The organism is Yersinia thracica (assembly GCF_902170565.1).
Taxonomy (GTDB): Bacteria; Pseudomonadota; Gammaproteobacteria; order Enterobacterales; family Enterobacteriaceae; genus Yersinia; species Yersinia thracica.
The window spans coordinates 23,236-40,325 of sequence record NZ_CABHXX010000074.1 but is presented as its reverse complement, the minus strand read 5'-3'; the positions used below and the strand labels follow the sequence as shown (position 1 = coordinate 40,325).

The window sequence follows — 17,090 nt, the reverse complement described above, 5'->3', positions numbered from 1 at the left end:
TATGTCGCAAGCTGCTCTGAATGCGCGTGAACGCGCGGCTGAAAACAGCGCAGCCCGGCGCAGTAACGGAGGCCAATTAGCGGGGCTGATTTTCTTGCTGATGGTCTTGGGAACAATACTGTGGGGGAGTTGGGTCGTGGTGGGGTGGATGAAAGATGCCAGCCGATTACCCCTGTCGAAGCTGGTAGTAACGGGCGAGCGCCATTACACCACCAATGATGATATTCGCCAGGCGATTTTGTCATTGGGCGCACCGGGTACCTTTATGACGCAGGATGTGAACATCATCCAGCAGCAGATTGAACGGTTACCCTGGATTCAGCAGGCCAGCGTGCGCAAACAATGGCCGGATGAGCTGAAAATCCATCTGGTGGAGTATGTGCCTTTTGCCCGTTGGAATGATTTGCATATGGTTGATGAGCAGGGGCGGTCATTCAGTGTGCCGTCCGAGCGAATCGGCAAACAGACATTGCCATTACTGTATGGCCCGGAAGGCAGTGAACAGGATGTTCTGGAAGGCTACCGGGCAATAAATAAAGTATTAGCGGCCAATAAGTATCAGCTAAAAATGGTGGCGATGAGCGCCAGACATTCTTGGCAGTTGGCCTTAGATAATGATGTTCGGCTGGAGCTGGGACGGGATAACCGGATGGGGCGTTTACAGCGTTTTATTGAGTTATATCCGATGTTGCAACAGCAGCCAGATAAACGGGTCAGTTATGTTGATTTGCGATATGAAACAGGGGCTGCAATAGGTTGGGCTCCGGTATTTATCGGCAGTCAGGGTGGTGAGCCACCCGTAAATGGCCAGCAGAACAGTAATCCGCAACAGAATCAGGCACAGGCAAAACAACAATGATCAAGTCGACGGACAGAAAACTGGTAGTAGGTCTTGAGATCGGCACGGCAAAGGTCTCCGCATTGGTAGGGGAAGTTCTGCCCGATGGCATGGTCAATATTATTGGGGTAGGCAGTTGCCCATCCCGTGGCATGGATAAGGGTGGGGTTAACGACCTTGAGTCGGTAGTGAAATGCGTACAGCGCGCTATCGATCAAGCTGAGTTAATGGCGGATTGCCAGATTTCATCTGTTTATTTGGCATTATCGGGTAAACATATCAGTTGTCAGAATGAAATAGGGATGGTTCCTATTTCAGAAGAGGAAGTCACACAGGAAGATGTAGAGAACGTAGTGCATACCGCGAAGTCGGTACGTGTACGTGATGAGCATCGTATTCTGCACGTTATTCCGCAGGAATATGCCATCGATTATCAGGAGGGCATCAAAAATCCTGTGGGTCTTTCTGGCGTGCGGATGCAAGCCAAAGTACACCTGATTACCTGCCATAACGATATGGCAAAAAATATTGTCAAAGCGGTGGAACGTTGTGGTCTGAAAGTGGACCAACTGATTTTCGCCGGTTTAGCCGCAAGTTATGCAGTATTGACCGAAGATGAACGCGAGCTGGGTGTCTGTGTGGTCGACATCGGCGGTGGCACCATGGATATGGCGGTTTATACCGGTGGGGCGCTGCGCCACACCAAAGTTATCCCTTACGCCGGGAATGTGGTCACCAGTGATATCGCGTACGCCTTTGGGACACCGCCAACAGATGCGGAAGCGATTAAAGTTCGGCACGGCTGTGCGCTCGGGTCGATAGTCAGCAAGGACGAAAGTGTAGAAGTGCCAAGTGTTGGCGGACGCCCTCCTCGTAGCCTGCAAAGACAGACGCTCGCAGAGGTTATAGAACCACGCTACACCGAGTTGCTGAATTTAGTGAATGACGAGATTTTACAATTGCAGGAGCAACTGCGTCAGCAAGGCGTGAAGCATCATCTGGCAGCCGGTATCGTGCTGACAGGCGGAGCGGCACAAATTGATGGGCTGGCTGAATGCGCTCAGCGGGTATTTCATGCCCAGGTTCGCATCGGTCAACCGCTCAATATTACCGGGCTGACGGATTATGCACAGGAACCCTATTACTCCACTGCTGTTGGGTTATTGCATTACGGTAAAGAATCTCATCTCAGTGGTGAGTCAGAAGTAGAAAAACGTGCCTCAGTGGGCAATTGGTTTAAACGTATCAATAGCTGGCTGAGAAAAGAGTTTTAATGTTTCAACAAAGAGATCATGCTGAACATATTTTTGTGATCTCGAAGCGACAGGCACAAAACGGAGAGAAACTATGTTTGAACCTATGGAACTAACCAATGACGCGGTGATTAAAGTCATCGGCGTCGGTGGTGGCGGTGGTAATGCCGTCGAACACATGGTGCGCGAGCGCATCGAAGGTGTTGAATTCTTCGCCGTTAATACAGACGCTCAGGCGCTACGTAAGACGGCTGTTGGCCAAACCATCCAGATTGGTAGCGGTATTACCAAAGGTTTGGGTGCTGGCGCGAACCCAGAAGTGGGCCGCAATTCAGCTGAAGAAGACCGTGAAGCTCTGCGCGCAGCCCTTGAAGGCGCGGACATGGTCTTTATCGCAGCAGGCATGGGCGGTGGTACCGGTACTGGTGCTGCTCCTGTTGTTGCTGAAGTAGCAAAAGAACTGGGTATTCTGACAGTTGCCGTGGTTACCAAGCCTTTTAATTTCGAAGGCAAGAAGCGCATGGCATTCGCTGAGCAGGGTATTGCTGAACTGTCCAAGCATGTGGACTCACTGATCACTATTCCGAACGACAAGTTGTTAAAAGTTCTGGGTCGAGGCATCTCTTTACTGGATGCATTCGGCGCTGCTAACGACGTATTAAAAGGCGCTGTTCAGGGGATCGCCGAGCTGATTACCCGTCCGGGCCTGATGAACGTCGACTTTGCTGACGTGCGCACTGTGATGTCTGAAATGGGTTATGCCATGATGGGCTCCGGTGTGGCTTGCGGTGAAGATCGTGCAGAAGAAGCCGCAGAAATGGCGATTTCCAGCCCGTTGCTGGAAGATATCGACCTGTCTGGTGCTCGTGGTGTGTTGGTCAACATCACGGCTGGTTTCGATTTGCGTTTAGATGAATTCGAAACTGTGGGGAATACCATCCGTGCATTTGCGTCCGACAATGCGACCGTGGTTATCGGTACTTCGTTAGACCCAGAAATGAACGACGAACTGCGCGTAACTGTGGTTGCAACCGGTATCGGCATGGATAAACGCCCTGAAATTACGTTGGTTACCAACAAGCAGACTCAGCCTGTTATGGACCACCGTTACCAGCAGCATGGCATGTCACCTTTACCTCAGGAAGTTAAGCCTGCGGCTAAAGTGGTCAATGACCCAACTGCTCAAACCAATAAAGAGCCCGATTATTTGGATATTCCGGCATTTTTGCGTAAACAAGCCGACTAATTTCCGAAAAAATTGGAATCTCCGCTCTTTGTGCTAAACTGTCCCGCCGATCTTGTTATAAGCTTGGTCGGTAGGATGGATAACATTGCGAGATAAAACGATGATCAAACAAAGGACTTTAAAACGTATTGTTCAGGCGACAGGCGTCGGTTTGCACACCGGTAAGAAAGTCACACTGACAATGCGACCCGCGCCGGCTAATACCGGGGTCATCTATCGTCGCACTGACTTGAATCCACCGGTTGATTTTCCGGCAGATGCAAAATCCGTGCGTGATACCATGCTCTGTACTTGCCTGGTCAATGAGCATGACGTGCGTATTTCTACTGTTGAGCATCTCAACGCTGCTCTGGCAGGGTTAGGGATTGATAACATTATTATTGAAGTTAACGCTCCCGAAGTACCGATTATGGACGGTAGTGCCAGTCCATTCGTGTACTTGCTGCTGGATGCGGGCATCGAAGAGTTAAACTCTGCGAAGAAATTCCTGCGTCTGAAAGAGACTGTGCGGGTTGAAGACGGTGATAAATGGGCTGAATTGTCTCCATTCAATGGATTCCGTTTAGATTTTACCATTGATTTTAATCACCCGGCGATTGACTCCAGTACGCAGCGTTACCGCTTAGATTTCTCGGCCGATTCATTCGTCCGTCAAATCAGCCGTGCGCGTACTTTTGGTTTCATGCGCGATATCGAATATTTACAGTCCCGTGGTTTGTGCCTGGGCGGTAGTTTCGATTGTGCCATCGTGGTAGATGATTACCGCGTGCTAAATGAAGATGGCTTGCGCTTCGAAGATGAATTTGTTCGTCACAAAATGCTGGACGCTATCGGCGACCTGTTTATGTGCGGCCATAATATTATTGGCGCATTTACTGCGTACAAATCTGGTCATGCATTAAATAACAAGCTGTTGCAGGCTGTGTTAGCTAAGCAAGAAGCATGGGAATTTGTGACGTTCCAAGACGAAGCCGAAATGCCATTGGCGTTCAAAGCTCCGTCTACGGTATTAGCTTACTAAAGCTACTTATCATTATCACTTTTGGTTGCGTTGGCACTCTCTCCGGCCAACGCAGCCAATCGTTCCAATATTGTCCTCAATTTCTCAGGGCTACGGCTCGCTAATCCTCTTAATTCCTTAGCGCTTTCCAAACTTAAATGACGCAATGGCGGCGATTTCTCAGGATTTTGCGATGATTTTGCGGCATCTTGCATAATGTTATGGCCCTTAGCCATTAACGACGGATTAATCCTGATGTCGATTGAAGACAATGATGGTAGAATTTGCGCTCGTAGTGCAGAGAGTAAAGCGGGTTGTTCATAACGCAAGCGCATTAACCAGCTGGCGTTGGCGGTCTCTAGCACTAAAACACTCTGTCGATAGTTGGCAACACGGCACCACGGCTGCAATTGTGAAGGGAGCAATCCTTTTACCGCACGGTTAAGTTTTACCAGTGCAGTAGCGCGTTGTTGTACGTTATGCAGCGGTCCGTTTTCAGCTGCAATGGCATCATCGAACAGGATATCTAATAATTGTGGGCGGCTTTCACGCATTGACAAGGCTCCGGCGGATTTTAAACTCGTGATCGGTATTCTAAATCGTTGGCGACAATTTGGCAGACGTTATTTCTGGCCGCATCTCCTGTTGGGGATGGTCGCGGCGAGTCTTGGCGTGCCATCAAACCTGTCTGGCGTTCCAGATCAAGCAGCAATACCGAACACATTATCAAGCCAAAGCCGTCAGAATTACGGTGCGACAAACTTTAACAGTTTGGCATTGCTGCATGATATGCATCGTCGCCCTTCATTCAGCGTAGACTATTGGCAACAGCATGCACTGCGCACGGTTATTCGTCACCTTTCATTTGCATTGGCTCCTCAAGCAGCTTATGCACGGGTGCAAGAAGTAGCTGAAGCTGAACAAATAGAACCCTCACAGATTCAGCAACTTGCATTGTTGAATACGCTGAATGCACTACTGACCCACGAATTCAAACCTCCCACTATTATTCGCTATACTGAGCAGGTTAAACGGCCTGTTCTTTCGTTACATAAACCTGGGCTTTGGCTTGCGCAAGTGCAAGGTATTCGTGCCGGGCCTGCCAATCTAATTTAGTTATTTTATTGATTTATATAAATTTTATACAACCTTTGGCCGCCGGCTTGGTGGTCTTGTAAGAGATATTAAGAATCATGCTAATCAAATTATTAACCAAAGTTTTTGGCAGCCGTAACGATCGCACACTGCGCCGTATGCGCAAAGTGGTTGAGCTTATCAACCGTATGGAGCCTGAAGTTGAAAAACTGACAGACGCTGAATTACGCGCTAAAACTGATGAGTTCCGCGAGCGCCTGGCAAAAGGTGCCGTGCTGGAAACCTTAATTCCCGAAGCTTTTGCGGTGGTGCGTGAGGCCAGTAAACGTGTGTTTGGCATGCGTCACTTCGACGTCCAGTTGCTCGGCGGTATGGTTCTGAACGAACGATGCATCGCGGAAATGCGTACTGGTGAAGGTAAAACGCTGACTGCAACTCTGCCAGCTTACCTGAATGCATTGAGTGGCCGAGGCGTTCACGTGGTTACCGTCAACGACTATTTGGCTCAGCGTGATGCCGAAAATAACCGTCCATTGTTCGAATTCCTGGGGCTGAGTGTAGGTATCAACTTGCCGAATATGGCAGCGCCAGCTAAGCGTGCTGCTTATGCTGCGGATATCACCTATGGCACAAACAACGAATTTGGTTTTGACTACCTGCGCGATAACATGGCGTTCAGTCCTGAAGAACGCGTGCAGCGCAAACTGCACTATGCGCTGGTGGATGAGGTTGACTCCATCTTGATCGATGAAGCCCGTACCCCACTGATTATCTCTGGCCCAGCTGAAGATAGCTCGGAGATGTATATTCGGGTTAACAAACTGATTCCAAAACTGATTCGTCAGGAGAAAGAGGACTCAGATAGCTTCCAGGGTGAAGGCCATTTCTCTGTGGATGAAAAATCACGTCAGGTACATTTGACTGAACGCGGTTTGATCAAAATTGAAGAAATGCTAGTAGAGGCGGGCATTATGGATGAGGGAGAGTCTCTGTATTCTCCTGCCAACATTATGTTGATGCACCACGTCACTGCGGCTTTGCGCGCTCACGTGCTGTTTACTCGTGATGTTGATTACATCGTGAAAGACGGTGAAGTTATCATTGTTGATGAACACACTGGCCGTACTATGCAAGGCCGTCGCTGGTCAGATGGTTTGCATCAGGCTGTTGAAGCAAAAGAAGGCGTGGAAATTCAGAACGAAAACCAGACGCTGGCTTCCATTACTTTCCAAAACTACTTCCGTCTCTATGAGAAACTGGCCGGTATGACCGGTACAGCGGATACCGAAGCATTCGAATTCAGTTCCATTTATAAACTAGACACCATTGTTGTACCGACTAACCGCCCAATGATCCGTAAGGATCTGGCTGATTTGGTCTATATGACCGAACAGGAAAAGATCGGCGCAATTATCGAAGATATCCGTGAGCGTACTGCTAACGGCCAGCCAGTGTTGGTGGGGACTATCTCGATTGAAAAATCTGAAGTGGTCTCTGCTGAGTTAACTAAAGCGGGCATTGAGCATAAAGTTCTGAATGCCAAGTTCCACGCCATGGAAGCGGAAATTGTTTCTCAGGCTGGTCAAGCGAGTGCGGTAACCATCGCAACCAACATGGCGGGTCGTGGTACCGATATCGTGTTGGGTGGTAGCTGGCAGAGTGAAATCGCCTTGCTGGAAAACCCAACTGAAGATCAAATTGCAGCGATTAAAGCGGCATGGCAAGTTCGCCATGATGCAGTGTTGGCCTCCGGTGGCCTGCATATCATTGGTACCGAGCGCCATGAGTCACGCCGTATCGATAATCAGCTACGTGGTCGTGCGGGTCGTCAAGGTGATGCCGGTTCTTCACGCTTCTACCTGTCAATGGAAGATGCTCTGATGCGTATTTTTGCCTCTGACCGTGTATCTGGCATGATGCGTAAATTAGGGATGAAGCCGGGCGAAGCTATTGAGCACCCATGGGTGACTAAAGCTATCGCCAATGCACAACGTAAAGTTGAAAGCCGCAACTTCGATATTCGTAAGCAATTACTTGAATATGATGATGTCGCCAGCGACCAACGTCGGGCTATCTACAGCCAGCGTAATGAGCTGTTGGACGTGGCTGATGTGAGTGAAACCATCAACAGCATCCGTGAAGATGTATTCAAAACGGTTATCGATAGCTACATTCCAACCCAGTCACTGGAAGAAATGTGGGATGTCGAAGGCTTGGAACAGCGTCTGAAAAATGATTTCGACTTGGACATGCCAATTGCTCAATGGTTAGAAGATGAGCCACAACTGCACGAAGAAACATTACGTGAGCGTATTCTTCAAAGAGCCATTGAGGATTATCACCGTAAAGAAGAAGTTGTTGGTTTTGATATGATGCGCAGCTTCGAAAAGGGCGTAATGTTGCAAACGCTTGATTCCTTGTGGAAAGAACACTTAGCGGCGATGGATTACCTGCGCCAGGGTATCCATTTGCGTGGCTACGCGCAGAAAGATCCTAAACAGGAATATAAGCGTGAATCTTTCGCAATGTTCGCGGCAATGTTGGAATCACTGAAATATGAAGTGATCAGCGTGCTGAGCAAAGTACAAGTGCGGATGCCGGAAGAAGTTGAAGCACTGGAAGTACAACGTCGTGAAGAGGCTGAGCGTTTGGCTAAACAGCAACAACTCAGCCATGAATCTGATAACAGCGCATTAATGTCGCAAGAAGAAGCCAGTGTTGCAGCTAGCCTTGAGCGCAAAGTTGGGCGTAATGATCCGTGCCCATGTGGTTCAGGTAAGAAATACAAACAGTGCCACGGCCGCCTGCAATAATATTTTAAGCAACGGTTAACACTGATGACGAGGGCGGCTTAAAAACCGCCCTTTATTTTGACCTTTTTTGTCCATCTATTTTAGAACAGATAATTTTAGAACAGATAAAAGAGGCGGCTCCAGCCAGCATTTACACACTGTTCAGGAGATAAGAAATTGAAACACTTACACATTGCGGTAGGGATTATTCGCAACGCCCAGCAGGAGATTTTTGTTACTCAGCGTGCTGCTGATTCCCATATGGCAGGTTTTTGGGAATTCCCTGGCGGCAAGATTGAGCAGAGTGAAACACCGGAACTCGCCTTAAAACGTGAACTGTTGGAAGAAACTGGAATTGTGGTGAAAGAGGCTGTTTTGCTTAAAGTGTTGGAACACACTTTTACTGACCGTATCGTAACATTACATTTCTATATGGTCGAAATGTGGGATGGTGAACCCTTTGGTCGTGAGGGGCAGCCAATGCGCTGGGTGAAGCAATCTGAATTGTTGGTTGAAGATTTTCCGCCCGCGAATGTGGCTATTATTGAATTACTTACAGCATAGATCTATGGGCTGTTAATATGAGTGAAGTGGAGCAAAACGCCGTTTGCTCCATTTGGTCAGGCCGTGACTGTCAGTGCTGAAGAGGGTCTTCCTCACTCCATTCATCACTGTCAGATAATTCACCACTGCTGGAAATTCGTTTTTCTTCGTCTGCCCACTCACCTAAGTCAATAAGTTGACAGCGTTTGCAGCAGAATGGGCGATAAGGGCTTTGTTCACCCCAGATAACCAACTTCCCACAGGTGGGGCAGTTAACTTCAATGACTTCAGTTTCCATATTTTCTCCTTATACCCTTCATCTTTCAAGTCGCAGGTGTGTTGGCTACACTCACTCACCCGAATCACTTACCGCTGTAAGCTCATCGGGATTTTCTCGTTTGCCGCCTTCCTGCATCTTGAAATCTATTGGGTATAACAATTTTTATATCAGCAACAGGCTAATTCAAACGATAAACGTGCCGGCACGGTACCATTTTCACTGTCGAGTGGTAAGAAGCGAATGGCATATCTGGTCTTATGACCGGAAATCTGGGGATATAGCTGTGGGTCTAGCGGCAGACGTACTCTAAGTAAGTCCGCGCCTTCCGCATTGTCTTGGAAGAATCCATTCAAACTGATTTGTGCGCGCAGTGGGCCAGATTGGCGAATTAACTCCAAAATGATGGTCAGCGACTGATTAAGAGGCGTTAAGCTTTCCAGCAATTTACTCATATGCTGGTTACGTTGTTGCTCTGGTTGGTGTAGCCAGGTATGTAAAGTCGGTAAATCAAAGCTACAACAGCCGCCGGGAATACTCAGGCGTTGGCGAACAACGCTGATTAAACGGTCTTCTTTTAATGATTGCCCAATACGTGGCGCAGACATTAATACTGAAGCTCGGTTTTTTAACTGGCTGCGTAGGGAGTCCACCAGTGACATATCAACACCGGGCATATTAGTCCATTGCTGTAACTTTTGTTGCTGGCGTTCAAGCTCTTTAAGTAAATCAGTGCGTACTTCACCGCGCTCAAGGACATCAATTAAATCAGATGCAGTACGGAAAAATGTCAATGCACTGGCAATATTATCTAACGAACGTTGGCTTTCTAATTGTTGTAGTAAAAACTCCATTCTCAGCCAGGTACGCATTTTTTCATTAAGCGGATGTTCGAACAGTATTGTTGAGGTGAGGTCGCTCATTGGTGTAGATCCTGTTGGGCCGCAGCTGCCAATTTTAAATACTGCTGGTGTAATGAAGCAACTTGCGGGGCGATAATTGAGGGATCGCCGCTATTGTCAATAATATCATCAGCACAAGCCAGCCGTTGCTGCCGCGAAGCCTGTGAAGCTAAAATATGTTCTGCCTGTTGGCGGGTAATACCATCTCTCGCCATCGTCCGCGCGAGTTGTATTTCAGGTGCTACATCTACTACTAACACACGATTGGCTCTGTGATGTAAACCATTTTCAACTAATAAGGGAACAACCCAAAGAGCGTACGACTCATCAATACTGGCGAGTTGGCGTTGAGTTTCCCGTTGAATCAGTGGATGCAACAATGAATTTAACCATGCTTTTTCCTGTGGTTCACTGAAAATCTTCTCGCGCAATACAGCCCGGTTTAATGCGCCATCGGCCTGTAAAATTATTTCACCATAACGGGAAACAATGGCGGCTAATGCAGGCATGCCTGGTTCAACCACCTGACGGGCAATAATATCAGCATCAACAAGAGGCACACCGAGATTAGCAAATGCATTTGCCACAGTGCTTTTGCCGCTGCCAATCCCGCCGGTGAGAGCCACAATATAGGTCATTGCCTAGCCTTGCATACTGTTAGTGAGTGGCAGAATTGTATCTGAAAGCAGGAGGGAAGGCATAGTAAGCTATGCATTCTGTTTGAGCTATATAGAAAAATAAGTGAAGTGAATACAGTGATAAAAAGAGTCATCGCTATTCTTCAGGTAATTTGTGGGATTGTAGCGTAAATAAAGGTGGATTCGCAGTCTTGCCGTAGAATTATTCATGCGTATGATAGCTTCACTGGGATGGCGTGATTTACGCCCGATCACATTTTGCGATCTATCGCCAATAACCAGGAAATAATAAGCCATGCGTATTGAAGAAGGTTTGAAGTTAGGCTTTAAAGATGTGTTAATCCGCCCTAAACGTTCAACACTGAAAAGCCGCTCGGAAGTGGAGCTGGAGCGCCAGTTTACTTTCAAACATTCAGGTTGGAATTGGTCCGGTGTACCTATTATTGCCGCTAATATGGATACTGTTGGCACCTTCCGCATGGCAGAAGTTCTGGCATCATTCGATGTTCTAACCGCAGTTCATAAACATTACACTGTTGAACAGTGGGGCGAGTTTGTGAAGCGTGTTCCTGAATCCGTGTTACGGCATGTCATGGTCTCTACCGGGACTTCCTCCGCCGACTTCGACAAAATGAAACAAATTTTAGCGTTATCACCCGCGTTGAAATTTATCTGCATTGATGTTGCTAACGGCTATTCAGAGCATTTTGTCTCTTTCTTGCAAAAAGCTCGAGAAGCTTGCCCTGATAAAGTGATTTGCGCCGGTAATGTTGTGACCGGTGAGATGGTAGAAGAGCTTATCCTCTCGGGCGCTGACATTGTTAAAGTTGGGATTGGGCCAGGTTCGGTTTGCACCACTCGCGTAAAAACAGGCGTCGGCTATCCACAGTTGTCAGCGGTTATCGAGTGCGCTGATGCAGCACATGGCTTGGGTGGACAGATTGTCAGTGATGGCGGTTGCTCGGTACCCGGTGATGTCGCGAAAGCGTTTGGCGGCGGTGCTGATTTTGTTATGTTGGGCGGTATGCTAGCTGGGCATGACGAGTGTGAAGGCCGAGTTGTTGAAGAGAATGGCAAGAAATTTATGCTGTTCTACGGTATGAGCTCTGAATCTGCTATGAAGCGTCATGTCGGCGGTGTTGCTGAGTACCGAGCTGCAGAAGGAAAAACGGTTAAATTGCCATTACGTGGCTCCGTTGATAACACCGTTCGTGACATTATGGGGGGGTTGCGTTCTGCTTGTACTTATGTAGGGGCTTCGCATTTAAAAGAACTGACCAAGCGCACCACTTTTATTCGTGTAGCTGAACAAGAAAACCGTGTGTTTGGTAGTAACTAATTCTGGGTCATTGATATGAAAAGGGGCGTAAACTAACGCCTCTTTTTAATAAAATGGCACCAGATAATCTTCCCTAATAGCATCATTTACCCGATGACATCCCCTAACTGGAATATTGGTAAATACATCGCTATCACTAAAATCCCCACAATACTGCCAATAATTAGCATCAAAAGTGGTTCCAACATTTGAGTAAGATTGTCAGCTAAGTCCTGTGTTTGCTGTTGGTGCCAATTGGCAAGTTTATCTAACAGCACATCAAGTGCGCCAGATTCTTCCCCCACACGAACCATTTGTTGGCATAAGGGGGGGAATAGAGAGTGCTGATAGAGGGTCAGATACAATGGAACTCCTTGGTTGATTTGTTTTTGAATCCCCCTCAATGCTTGCTTATAAGTGTCGTTATTGATGGCACGAAGTGCGGCATCTAATCCGGCCGTCAGTGGTAACCCTGCGTGTTGAGTAATAGCCAGTGTTTGAAAAATTTGACTAAGACAACTGCCGCGTATCAATGCGGATATTAGCGGAAGGCGTAATAAAAGCTTTTGCTCCCATAGTTGGCAGTAAGTTCGATTTTTCCGTACATATAAATAGCTAATAAAAAGTGATGTTAATAATGTGGCGAGATATGGCCCATAAGCAGTAAGAAATGCTGATATTAACAGTAAGGCGGCAGTCAGCGCCGGTAATGGTGTATCGAATGATTGATAGATTTGTGCAAACTCAGGGAGCACTAAAACTAGCATGATGATACTGACAGCTAACGCAATAACACAGACAAATGCCGGATATTTAAGCGCTTTAATCACTTTTTTTTGTAATTTTTGTTGCTGTTCCTGATGCTGAACCAACTGAGTACAGCATTGCTCAAGATTACCCGTCAACTCCCCCATCGCAATGATGGGGGGATATAATTGAGGGAATGTGTGAGGATAATGCGCCATTGCTTCAGATAATGATTGCCCCTGTGAAACTTGCTGACTTATCTCCTGTAATAAACACTGCCAAGGTAAGGCATCCATTTCTTTCGCCAACAATTGCAAACAACTCACTAATGGTAAGCCCGCTTGCAACAACGTCGCTAATTGGCGAGTTACAGTGATCAGGCGCTCTCCTCGCCAATAGTTCATCGATAACCGTTTCCCGCTTTTAATACCCAGTGGCTGTAACCCATGGCGAAACATATGTTCATAAACAATATTTCTTTCTGTTGCCAGTAATACACCTGTTTGTAACTGCCCCGAATTGTTAATTGCTTTCCAGCTAAATAAACGTTGATAGTTCACGACGTTGCCTCTGCTTCTGTCAAAAAACCGACAACACGATTAATTTCACTGAGTGTGGTCATACCGCTTTCGACTAATGCCAAACCAGCCGAAAGTAATGTTATTTGTTTTTGTTCCCGTGCAATTTGGGCTAGCTCTGACGGGCTTGCGTTATTGAGTAAAGCTTGTTGGATTGGCGGCGTTACATTTAACATTTCATAAATACCCGTTCGGCCATAATAACCGGCACAACAATGTTCGCAACCCACGGCAATATAGTGTTGCAGTGGGCTCTCCCACACATTTTTGGGAGCTTGGAAAGGGGTGGGTGATGTTTGGCGGCAATGTAAGCATAATTTGCGTACCAATCGCTGGGCGATGACTAATGTTAGGCTGGAGGCAATTAAATGACGCGCTACTCCCATTTGTGTCAGGCGTATCAGTGTTTCAGTCGTGGAATTGGTATGCAGTGTTGAAAGTACCAGATGCCCTGTTAGAGCCGCTTTAACTGCTATTTCTGCAGTTTCGTTATCTCGAATCTCACCGAGCATAATCACGTCGGGGTCCTGTCGTAGCATTGCACGCAAGACACTGGAAAAATCTAGTCCAATCTTACTGTTAGTTTGCGTTTGATTGATGCCATTAACTTGGATCTCAATAGGATCTTCAACACTACAGATATTTATCTGCGGCTGATTGAGTTGTTCCAGGCTGCAATAGAGGGTGACGGTTTTCCCACTGCCAGTTGGCCCAGTGACCAAAATCAAACCCTGTGGAGCCGACAGCACTTGGGTTAACTGTTGGTGGGCAAGGGGGGTTAGCCCCAACTTTTCCAGTGTAGGTTGTTGTTGCATATTGAGGATACGCAGCACGACTTTTTCACCGTATTGCACGGGGAGAGTCGCTATTCTCATCGAGTAGCGGATACCGTCTAGCATTAGAGCCAACTGACCATCTTGTGCTAACCGTTTTTCAGCAATGTTCAGCTTGGACATAACCTTTAGACAACTGCTGATACGGCTGGATAATTCAGTCTCTGGCGGCGGAGATTCATGTAATACGCCATCAATTCTTAGGCGAATACGATAGTGATATTGGTAAGGTTCGAAATGGATATCTGATGCACGTTTCTGAATCGCCAACCTAAGTGTTTGAGTTATAAATTGAATAACAGGTATATCACTTTCATTATCAAGCAATGTGTCATCCGAACTTTGTGGCTCAGGATTTGACGATATTGATTTTTGCCGTTCTCTGCTTTGTCGGGATATGTCGTGATGAGCTTCTGTGGATTTTATTCTTTTACTTAAGTGGCCTTTTACTGATGGAGCCAAGTTTAATGATTGTTCAATCTTGGCTTCTGGCCAGTTTTCCACCTTGATTTTACGGCCACAAGCAAAACGCAACGCAGCTAATAACTCCTCGTTTACGGGGCTAGATGATGCAATGGTTAGACTTTTACCATCGAGCTTTAAAGCTATTGACCTATGACGGCGGCAGAGTTTGTGTAACTCATTGCTAATTGTCTCGTGTGGATATTCCATAAATCGGCTCATTTGATTAGGCCTTATCTTTAAAAGGGAACACGGTCTTACAGTTATCAGTCATGCTGCTGTTTTTTGCTTTGCATGTTTTTGTCCAGATGATATTTCCACTGTTATTTATTGTTGGCGACATAGCCAGAGTCAGATTGGCGAGTGTTTGCTGACCTGTAAGTGTAATGACGCCTTTATTAATGGTCGTAGCGCTGACGTAGCGGGACTCTTCCCCAGTAGGGATACCATGGCTCCCACCATTACAGTTATCAAGACTGGCATGTTCCAGAGCACAAAGTTCTACTGCCATCTTGTAAGGAACCATGGCTTGTAACATATCGGTGAGCGCTGCTTTTTGGATATAACGCTGATAGGAAGGAATACCCACTCCACTGAGAACCGCAATGATGGCAATCGCAACCATCAATTCAATTAATGTAAAACCTCGTTGATTAGTCATTTGACACTCTCCATGTGTTTGAGAAAACGTGAGCAGAGTGCACTTTTTAAATGAGTGGTAATAGTGAGTTCAGCGCGGTTTGCGAAGCGTACTGTCGGATATTTAGGTTCTTGCAGTGGAATCACAGATAATTTCGGCGGTGCTCGCAGAACAGAATGATAGCCTGCAATTGATAGCCATCCGCCGAGAATAGTTTGATAGGATTATTTAAAACGCATGGACAGGTCCAGGGCAGTAATATGCTTGGTGAGCGCACCTACTGAAATAAAGTCAATACCTGTTTCAGCATAGCTACGCAAAGTTTCCAATGTAACGTTACCTGAAACCTCCAATTGCGCACTGCTCTGGGTTTGGGCCAGTTCATCGCGCATTTTTACAGCATCACGCATCATTGGAATAGTGAAGTTATCGAGCATTATGATGTCGGCACCGGCTTCCAGTGCTTGCTGTAACTCATCAAGGGATTCAACTTCTACTTCTACAGGGACATCGGCATGGATCCAAAATGCTTTGGCAACAGCTTCTTTAATCGAACCGGCAGCAATAATATGATTTTCCTTAATAAGGAAAGCATCAGATAAACCCAGCCGATGATTATTGCCACCACCACAGAGGACGGCATATTTTAAGGCGGTGCGTAGCCCAGGGACTGTTTTTCGGGTATCAAGTAATTGAGTATGCAATCCAGAGAGTTCGGCCACATAGTGGCTCACTTCGGTAGCGACACCCGATAAAGTTTGCAGGAAATTAAGTGCAGTACGTTCACCCGTCAACAGAATACGTGCGGGGCCAGTCAAATGACAAAGAACCTGATCCGCTACCAGTTTGTCTCCATCTTTAACTTCCGATGTGATAGATACCTGGGCACCAAGTTGAATAAACACTTCATTCAACCAGCGCTGACCACAAAAAATACCGTCTTCTCGGGTAATGATGGTGGCCTCTGCCTGCTTGTCCGCTGGTAGTAATTGTGCTGTAAGGTCGCGGTCTGCATTGACCTCACCACCAAGATCTTCACTCAAAGCCTGAGCAACAGTAGATGGGATATCGCGTTGAATTCGTTCCAATAGCTCGGCACGGCGGCTGTCGGCATTATAGCTGCGGGTCGGCATAGAAAACTCCGAAATGGCGGGTGGATAGTTGTCCAAACATGCTACTCTGTTGCTGGCAGAAGTGCCATAAAAGAGCGGGTTGAAGTGTCACCATCAGGGGGCTTAGGTAAACTATGCAGTTAGAAGATACCGGGCAGTTGGAAAATAACTGGCAGTTAGAGAATGGCTGGATTTCAGGCGTAAAACGGGTTGTTTCCCCACATTTTGATCAGCGGCCAGAAGGCGAAATTCCTTCTTTGTTGGTGATTCATAACATCAGTTTGCCTCCCGGAGAGTTTGGCGGCCCGTATATCGATCAGTTATTCACTGGCACACTCAAAGCTGATGAACACCCTTATTTTGCCGATATTGTTCATCTGAGAGTATCAGCCCATTGTCTGATTCGTAGAGAGGGTGAAATTATTCAATATGTTCCATTTGATAAACGTGCCTGGCATGCGGGAGTTTCAACTTTTGCCGGGCGTGAGCGGTGTAACGATTTTTCTATTGGGATCGAGTTAGAAGGGACGGATGTGTTACCGTTTACGCCCGCACAATATCGCAGTTTGGCTGAAATTAGCGCGTTGCTATTTGCCGCTTATCCGATAACTGCAGAACTGGTTACGGGTCACAGTGATATTGCGCCAGGGCGTAAAACCGACCCAGGGCCCGCTTTTAACTGGGAGTTATATCAACAGAGTTTGGTGAGGTTATCTTTGCCATTGTAATACGAAAGTGATGCAGTATTAACCTGAGGTTTATGGTTGAGCGCGTATTAGCTTGTCACTTTGTCTGATATTGTCGTTTATGCATGCC

Annotated in this window: 17 protein-coding genes; 9 read left to right on the top strand and 8 right to left on the bottom strand. The window is 46.9% G+C overall.

What is annotated here, in order from left to right; all coding sequences use genetic code 11:
- Window position 1: 1 nt before the first annotated feature.
- The 4 genes from ftsQ to lpxC all read left to right on the top strand — a co-directional run bounded on the left by ftsQ (window position 2) and on the right by lpxC (window position 4,358).
- Complete coding sequence (ftsQ, locus tag FTA91_RS09835; RefSeq protein ID WP_050113706.1) at window positions 2–859, top strand: cell division protein FtsQ; 858 nt, start codon at window positions 2–4, stop codon at window positions 857–859.
- The gene (gene ftsA / locus FTA91_RS09830) at window positions 856–2,112 is read left to right on the top strand and encodes a cell division protein FtsA (protein ID WP_002210431.1); all 1,257 of its coding nucleotides are present in this window, start codon (window positions 856–858) and stop codon (window positions 2,110–2,112) included. Before ftsQ ends, ftsA begins: the two co-directional genes overlap by 4 nt.
- 73 nt (window positions 2,113–2,185) lie before the next feature.
- A complete protein-coding gene (ftsZ, locus tag FTA91_RS09825) occupies window positions 2,186–3,337 on the top strand; it encodes a cell division protein FtsZ (protein ID WP_004389003.1) in 1,152 nt (383 codons plus the stop codon).
- Between the two features lie 100 nt (window positions 3,338–3,437).
- The gene (gene lpxC, locus FTA91_RS09820; RefSeq protein WP_004389005.1) at window positions 3,438–4,358 is read left to right on the top strand and encodes a UDP-3-O-acyl-N-acetylglucosamine deacetylase; all 921 of its coding nucleotides are present in this window, start codon (window positions 3,438–3,440) and stop codon (window positions 4,356–4,358) included.
- A 2-nt stretch (window positions 4,359–4,360) separates the two neighbouring features.
- Here lpxC and FTA91_RS09815 read toward each other — a convergent pair whose 3' ends face one another.
- Window positions 4,361–4,891 (bottom strand): DUF721 domain-containing protein, encoded by a 531-nt coding sequence (locus FTA91_RS09815; protein WP_050113707.1) that lies wholly within the window; start codon window positions 4,889–4,891, stop codon window positions 4,361–4,363.
- A 28-nt stretch (window positions 4,892–4,919) separates the two neighbouring features.
- Between FTA91_RS09815 and secM the strand changes: the two genes are divergently transcribed.
- The 3 genes from secM to mutT all read left to right on the top strand — a co-directional run bounded on the left by secM (window position 4,920) and on the right by mutT (window position 8,788).
- A complete protein-coding gene (gene secM / locus FTA91_RS09810; protein WP_050113708.1) occupies window positions 4,920–5,453 on the top strand; it encodes a secA translation cis-regulator SecM in 534 nt (177 codons plus the stop codon).
- A gap of 77 nt (window positions 5,454–5,530) precedes the next feature.
- Entirely contained in the window at window positions 5,531–8,245 is a 2,715-nt protein-coding gene (gene secA, locus FTA91_RS09805) for a preprotein translocase subunit SecA (RefSeq protein WP_050113709.1), read from the top strand.
- Between the two features lie 156 nt (window positions 8,246–8,401).
- Complete coding sequence (mutT, locus tag FTA91_RS09800; protein WP_050113710.1) at window positions 8,402–8,788, top strand: 8-oxo-dGTP diphosphatase MutT; 387 nt, start codon at window positions 8,402–8,404, stop codon at window positions 8,786–8,788.
- Between the two features lie 70 nt (window positions 8,789–8,858).
- Here the strand turns inward: mutT and yacG are convergent, their stop codons facing one another.
- The 3 genes from yacG to coaE all read right to left on the bottom strand — a co-directional run bounded on the left by yacG (window position 8,859) and on the right by coaE (window position 10,584).
- Entirely contained in the window at window positions 8,859–9,065 is a 207-nt protein-coding gene (gene yacG, locus FTA91_RS09795) for a DNA gyrase inhibitor YacG (protein ID WP_038636268.1), read from the bottom strand.
- A gap of 149 nt (window positions 9,066–9,214) precedes the next feature.
- The gene (gene zapD / locus FTA91_RS09790) at window positions 9,215–9,967 is read right to left on the bottom strand and encodes a cell division protein ZapD (RefSeq protein ID WP_050113711.1); all 753 of its coding nucleotides are present in this window, start codon (window positions 9,965–9,967) and stop codon (window positions 9,215–9,217) included.
- Window positions 9,964–10,584 carry a dephospho-CoA kinase gene (coaE, locus tag FTA91_RS09785; protein ID WP_050113712.1) on the bottom strand — a complete coding sequence of 207 codons (621 nt, stop codon included), beginning with the start codon at window positions 10,582–10,584 and terminating at the stop codon, window positions 9,964–9,966. Before coaE ends, zapD begins: the two co-directional genes overlap by 4 nt.
- A 295-nt stretch (window positions 10,585–10,879) precedes the next feature.
- Here coaE and FTA91_RS09775 point away from each other — a divergent pair, with 295 nt between their 5' ends.
- Window positions 10,880–11,923, top strand: coding sequence for a GMP reductase (locus FTA91_RS09775; RefSeq protein WP_050113713.1), 1,044 nt, complete (start codon window positions 10,880–10,882; stop codon window positions 11,921–11,923).
- An 86-nt stretch (window positions 11,924–12,009) separates the two neighbouring features.
- Here the strand turns inward: FTA91_RS09775 and hofC are convergent, their stop codons facing one another.
- From hofC to nadC, 4 genes are all read right to left on the bottom strand, one after another.
- Window positions 12,010–13,209, bottom strand: coding sequence for a protein transport protein HofC (hofC, locus tag FTA91_RS09770; protein ID WP_050113714.1), 1,200 nt, complete (start codon window positions 13,207–13,209; stop codon window positions 12,010–12,012).
- Window positions 13,206–14,732 (bottom strand): type II secretion system protein GspE, encoded by a 1,527-nt coding sequence (gspE, locus tag FTA91_RS09765; RefSeq protein WP_072082553.1) that lies wholly within the window; start codon window positions 14,730–14,732, stop codon window positions 13,206–13,208. The genes hofC and gspE overlap by 4 nt, the downstream gene beginning before the upstream one ends.
- Window positions 14,733–14,748: 16 nt before the next feature.
- Window positions 14,749–15,183: a prepilin peptidase-dependent pilin gene (gene ppdD, locus FTA91_RS09760; protein ID WP_050113716.1), complete on the bottom strand. Its 435-nt coding sequence runs from the start codon at window positions 15,181–15,183 to the stop codon at window positions 14,749–14,751.
- A gap of 203 nt (window positions 15,184–15,386) precedes the next feature.
- Window positions 15,387–16,295 carry a carboxylating nicotinate-nucleotide diphosphorylase gene (gene nadC, locus FTA91_RS09755; protein WP_145534330.1) on the bottom strand — a complete coding sequence of 303 codons (909 nt, stop codon included), beginning with the start codon at window positions 16,293–16,295 and terminating at the stop codon, window positions 15,387–15,389.
- A 113-nt stretch (window positions 16,296–16,408) separates the two neighbouring features.
- Between nadC and ampD the strand changes: the two genes are divergently transcribed.
- Window positions 16,409–17,002: a 1,6-anhydro-N-acetylmuramyl-L-alanine amidase AmpD gene (gene ampD, locus FTA91_RS09750; RefSeq protein ID WP_050113718.1), complete on the top strand. Its 594-nt coding sequence runs from the start codon at window positions 16,409–16,411 to the stop codon at window positions 17,000–17,002.
- Window positions 17,003–17,090 lie beyond the last annotated feature (88 nt).

Coding starts and splice junctions, on each gene's coding strand:
- ftsQ (WP_050113706.1), top strand. CDS start 2: ATGTCGCAAGCTGCTCTGAATGCGCGTGAACGCGCGGCTGAAAACAGC.
- ftsA (WP_002210431.1), top strand. CDS start 856: ATGATCAAGTCGACGGACAGAAAACTGGTAGTAGGTCTTGAGATCGGC.
- ftsZ (WP_004389003.1), top strand. CDS start 2,186: ATGTTTGAACCTATGGAACTAACCAATGACGCGGTGATTAAAGTCATC.
- lpxC (WP_004389005.1), top strand. CDS start 3,438: ATGATCAAACAAAGGACTTTAAAACGTATTGTTCAGGCGACAGGCGTC.
- FTA91_RS09815 (WP_050113707.1), bottom strand. CDS start 4,891: ATGCGTGAAAGCCGCCCACAATTATTAGATATCCTGTTCGATGATGCC.
- secA (WP_050113709.1), top strand. CDS start 5,531: ATGCTAATCAAATTATTAACCAAAGTTTTTGGCAGCCGTAACGATCGC.
- yacG (WP_038636268.1), bottom strand. CDS start 9,065: ATGGAAACTGAAGTCATTGAAGTTAACTGCCCCACCTGTGGGAAGTTG.
- zapD (WP_050113711.1), bottom strand. CDS start 9,967: ATGAGCGACCTCACCTCAACAATACTGTTCGAACATCCGCTTAATGAA.
- coaE (WP_050113712.1), bottom strand. CDS start 10,584: ATGACCTATATTGTGGCTCTCACCGGCGGGATTGGCAGCGGCAAAAGC.
- FTA91_RS09775 (WP_050113713.1), top strand. CDS start 10,880: ATGCGTATTGAAGAAGGTTTGAAGTTAGGCTTTAAAGATGTGTTAATC.
- gspE (WP_072082553.1), bottom strand. CDS start 14,732: ATGGAATATCCACACGAGACAATTAGCAATGAGTTACACAAACTCTGC.
- ppdD (WP_050113716.1), bottom strand. CDS start 15,183: ATGACTAATCAACGAGGTTTTACATTAATTGAATTGATGGTTGCGATT.
- nadC (WP_145534330.1), bottom strand. CDS start 16,295: ATGCCGACCCGCAGCTATAATGCCGACAGCCGCCGTGCCGAGCTATTG.
- ampD (WP_050113718.1), top strand. CDS start 16,409: ATGCAGTTAGAAGATACCGGGCAGTTGGAAAATAACTGGCAGTTAGAG.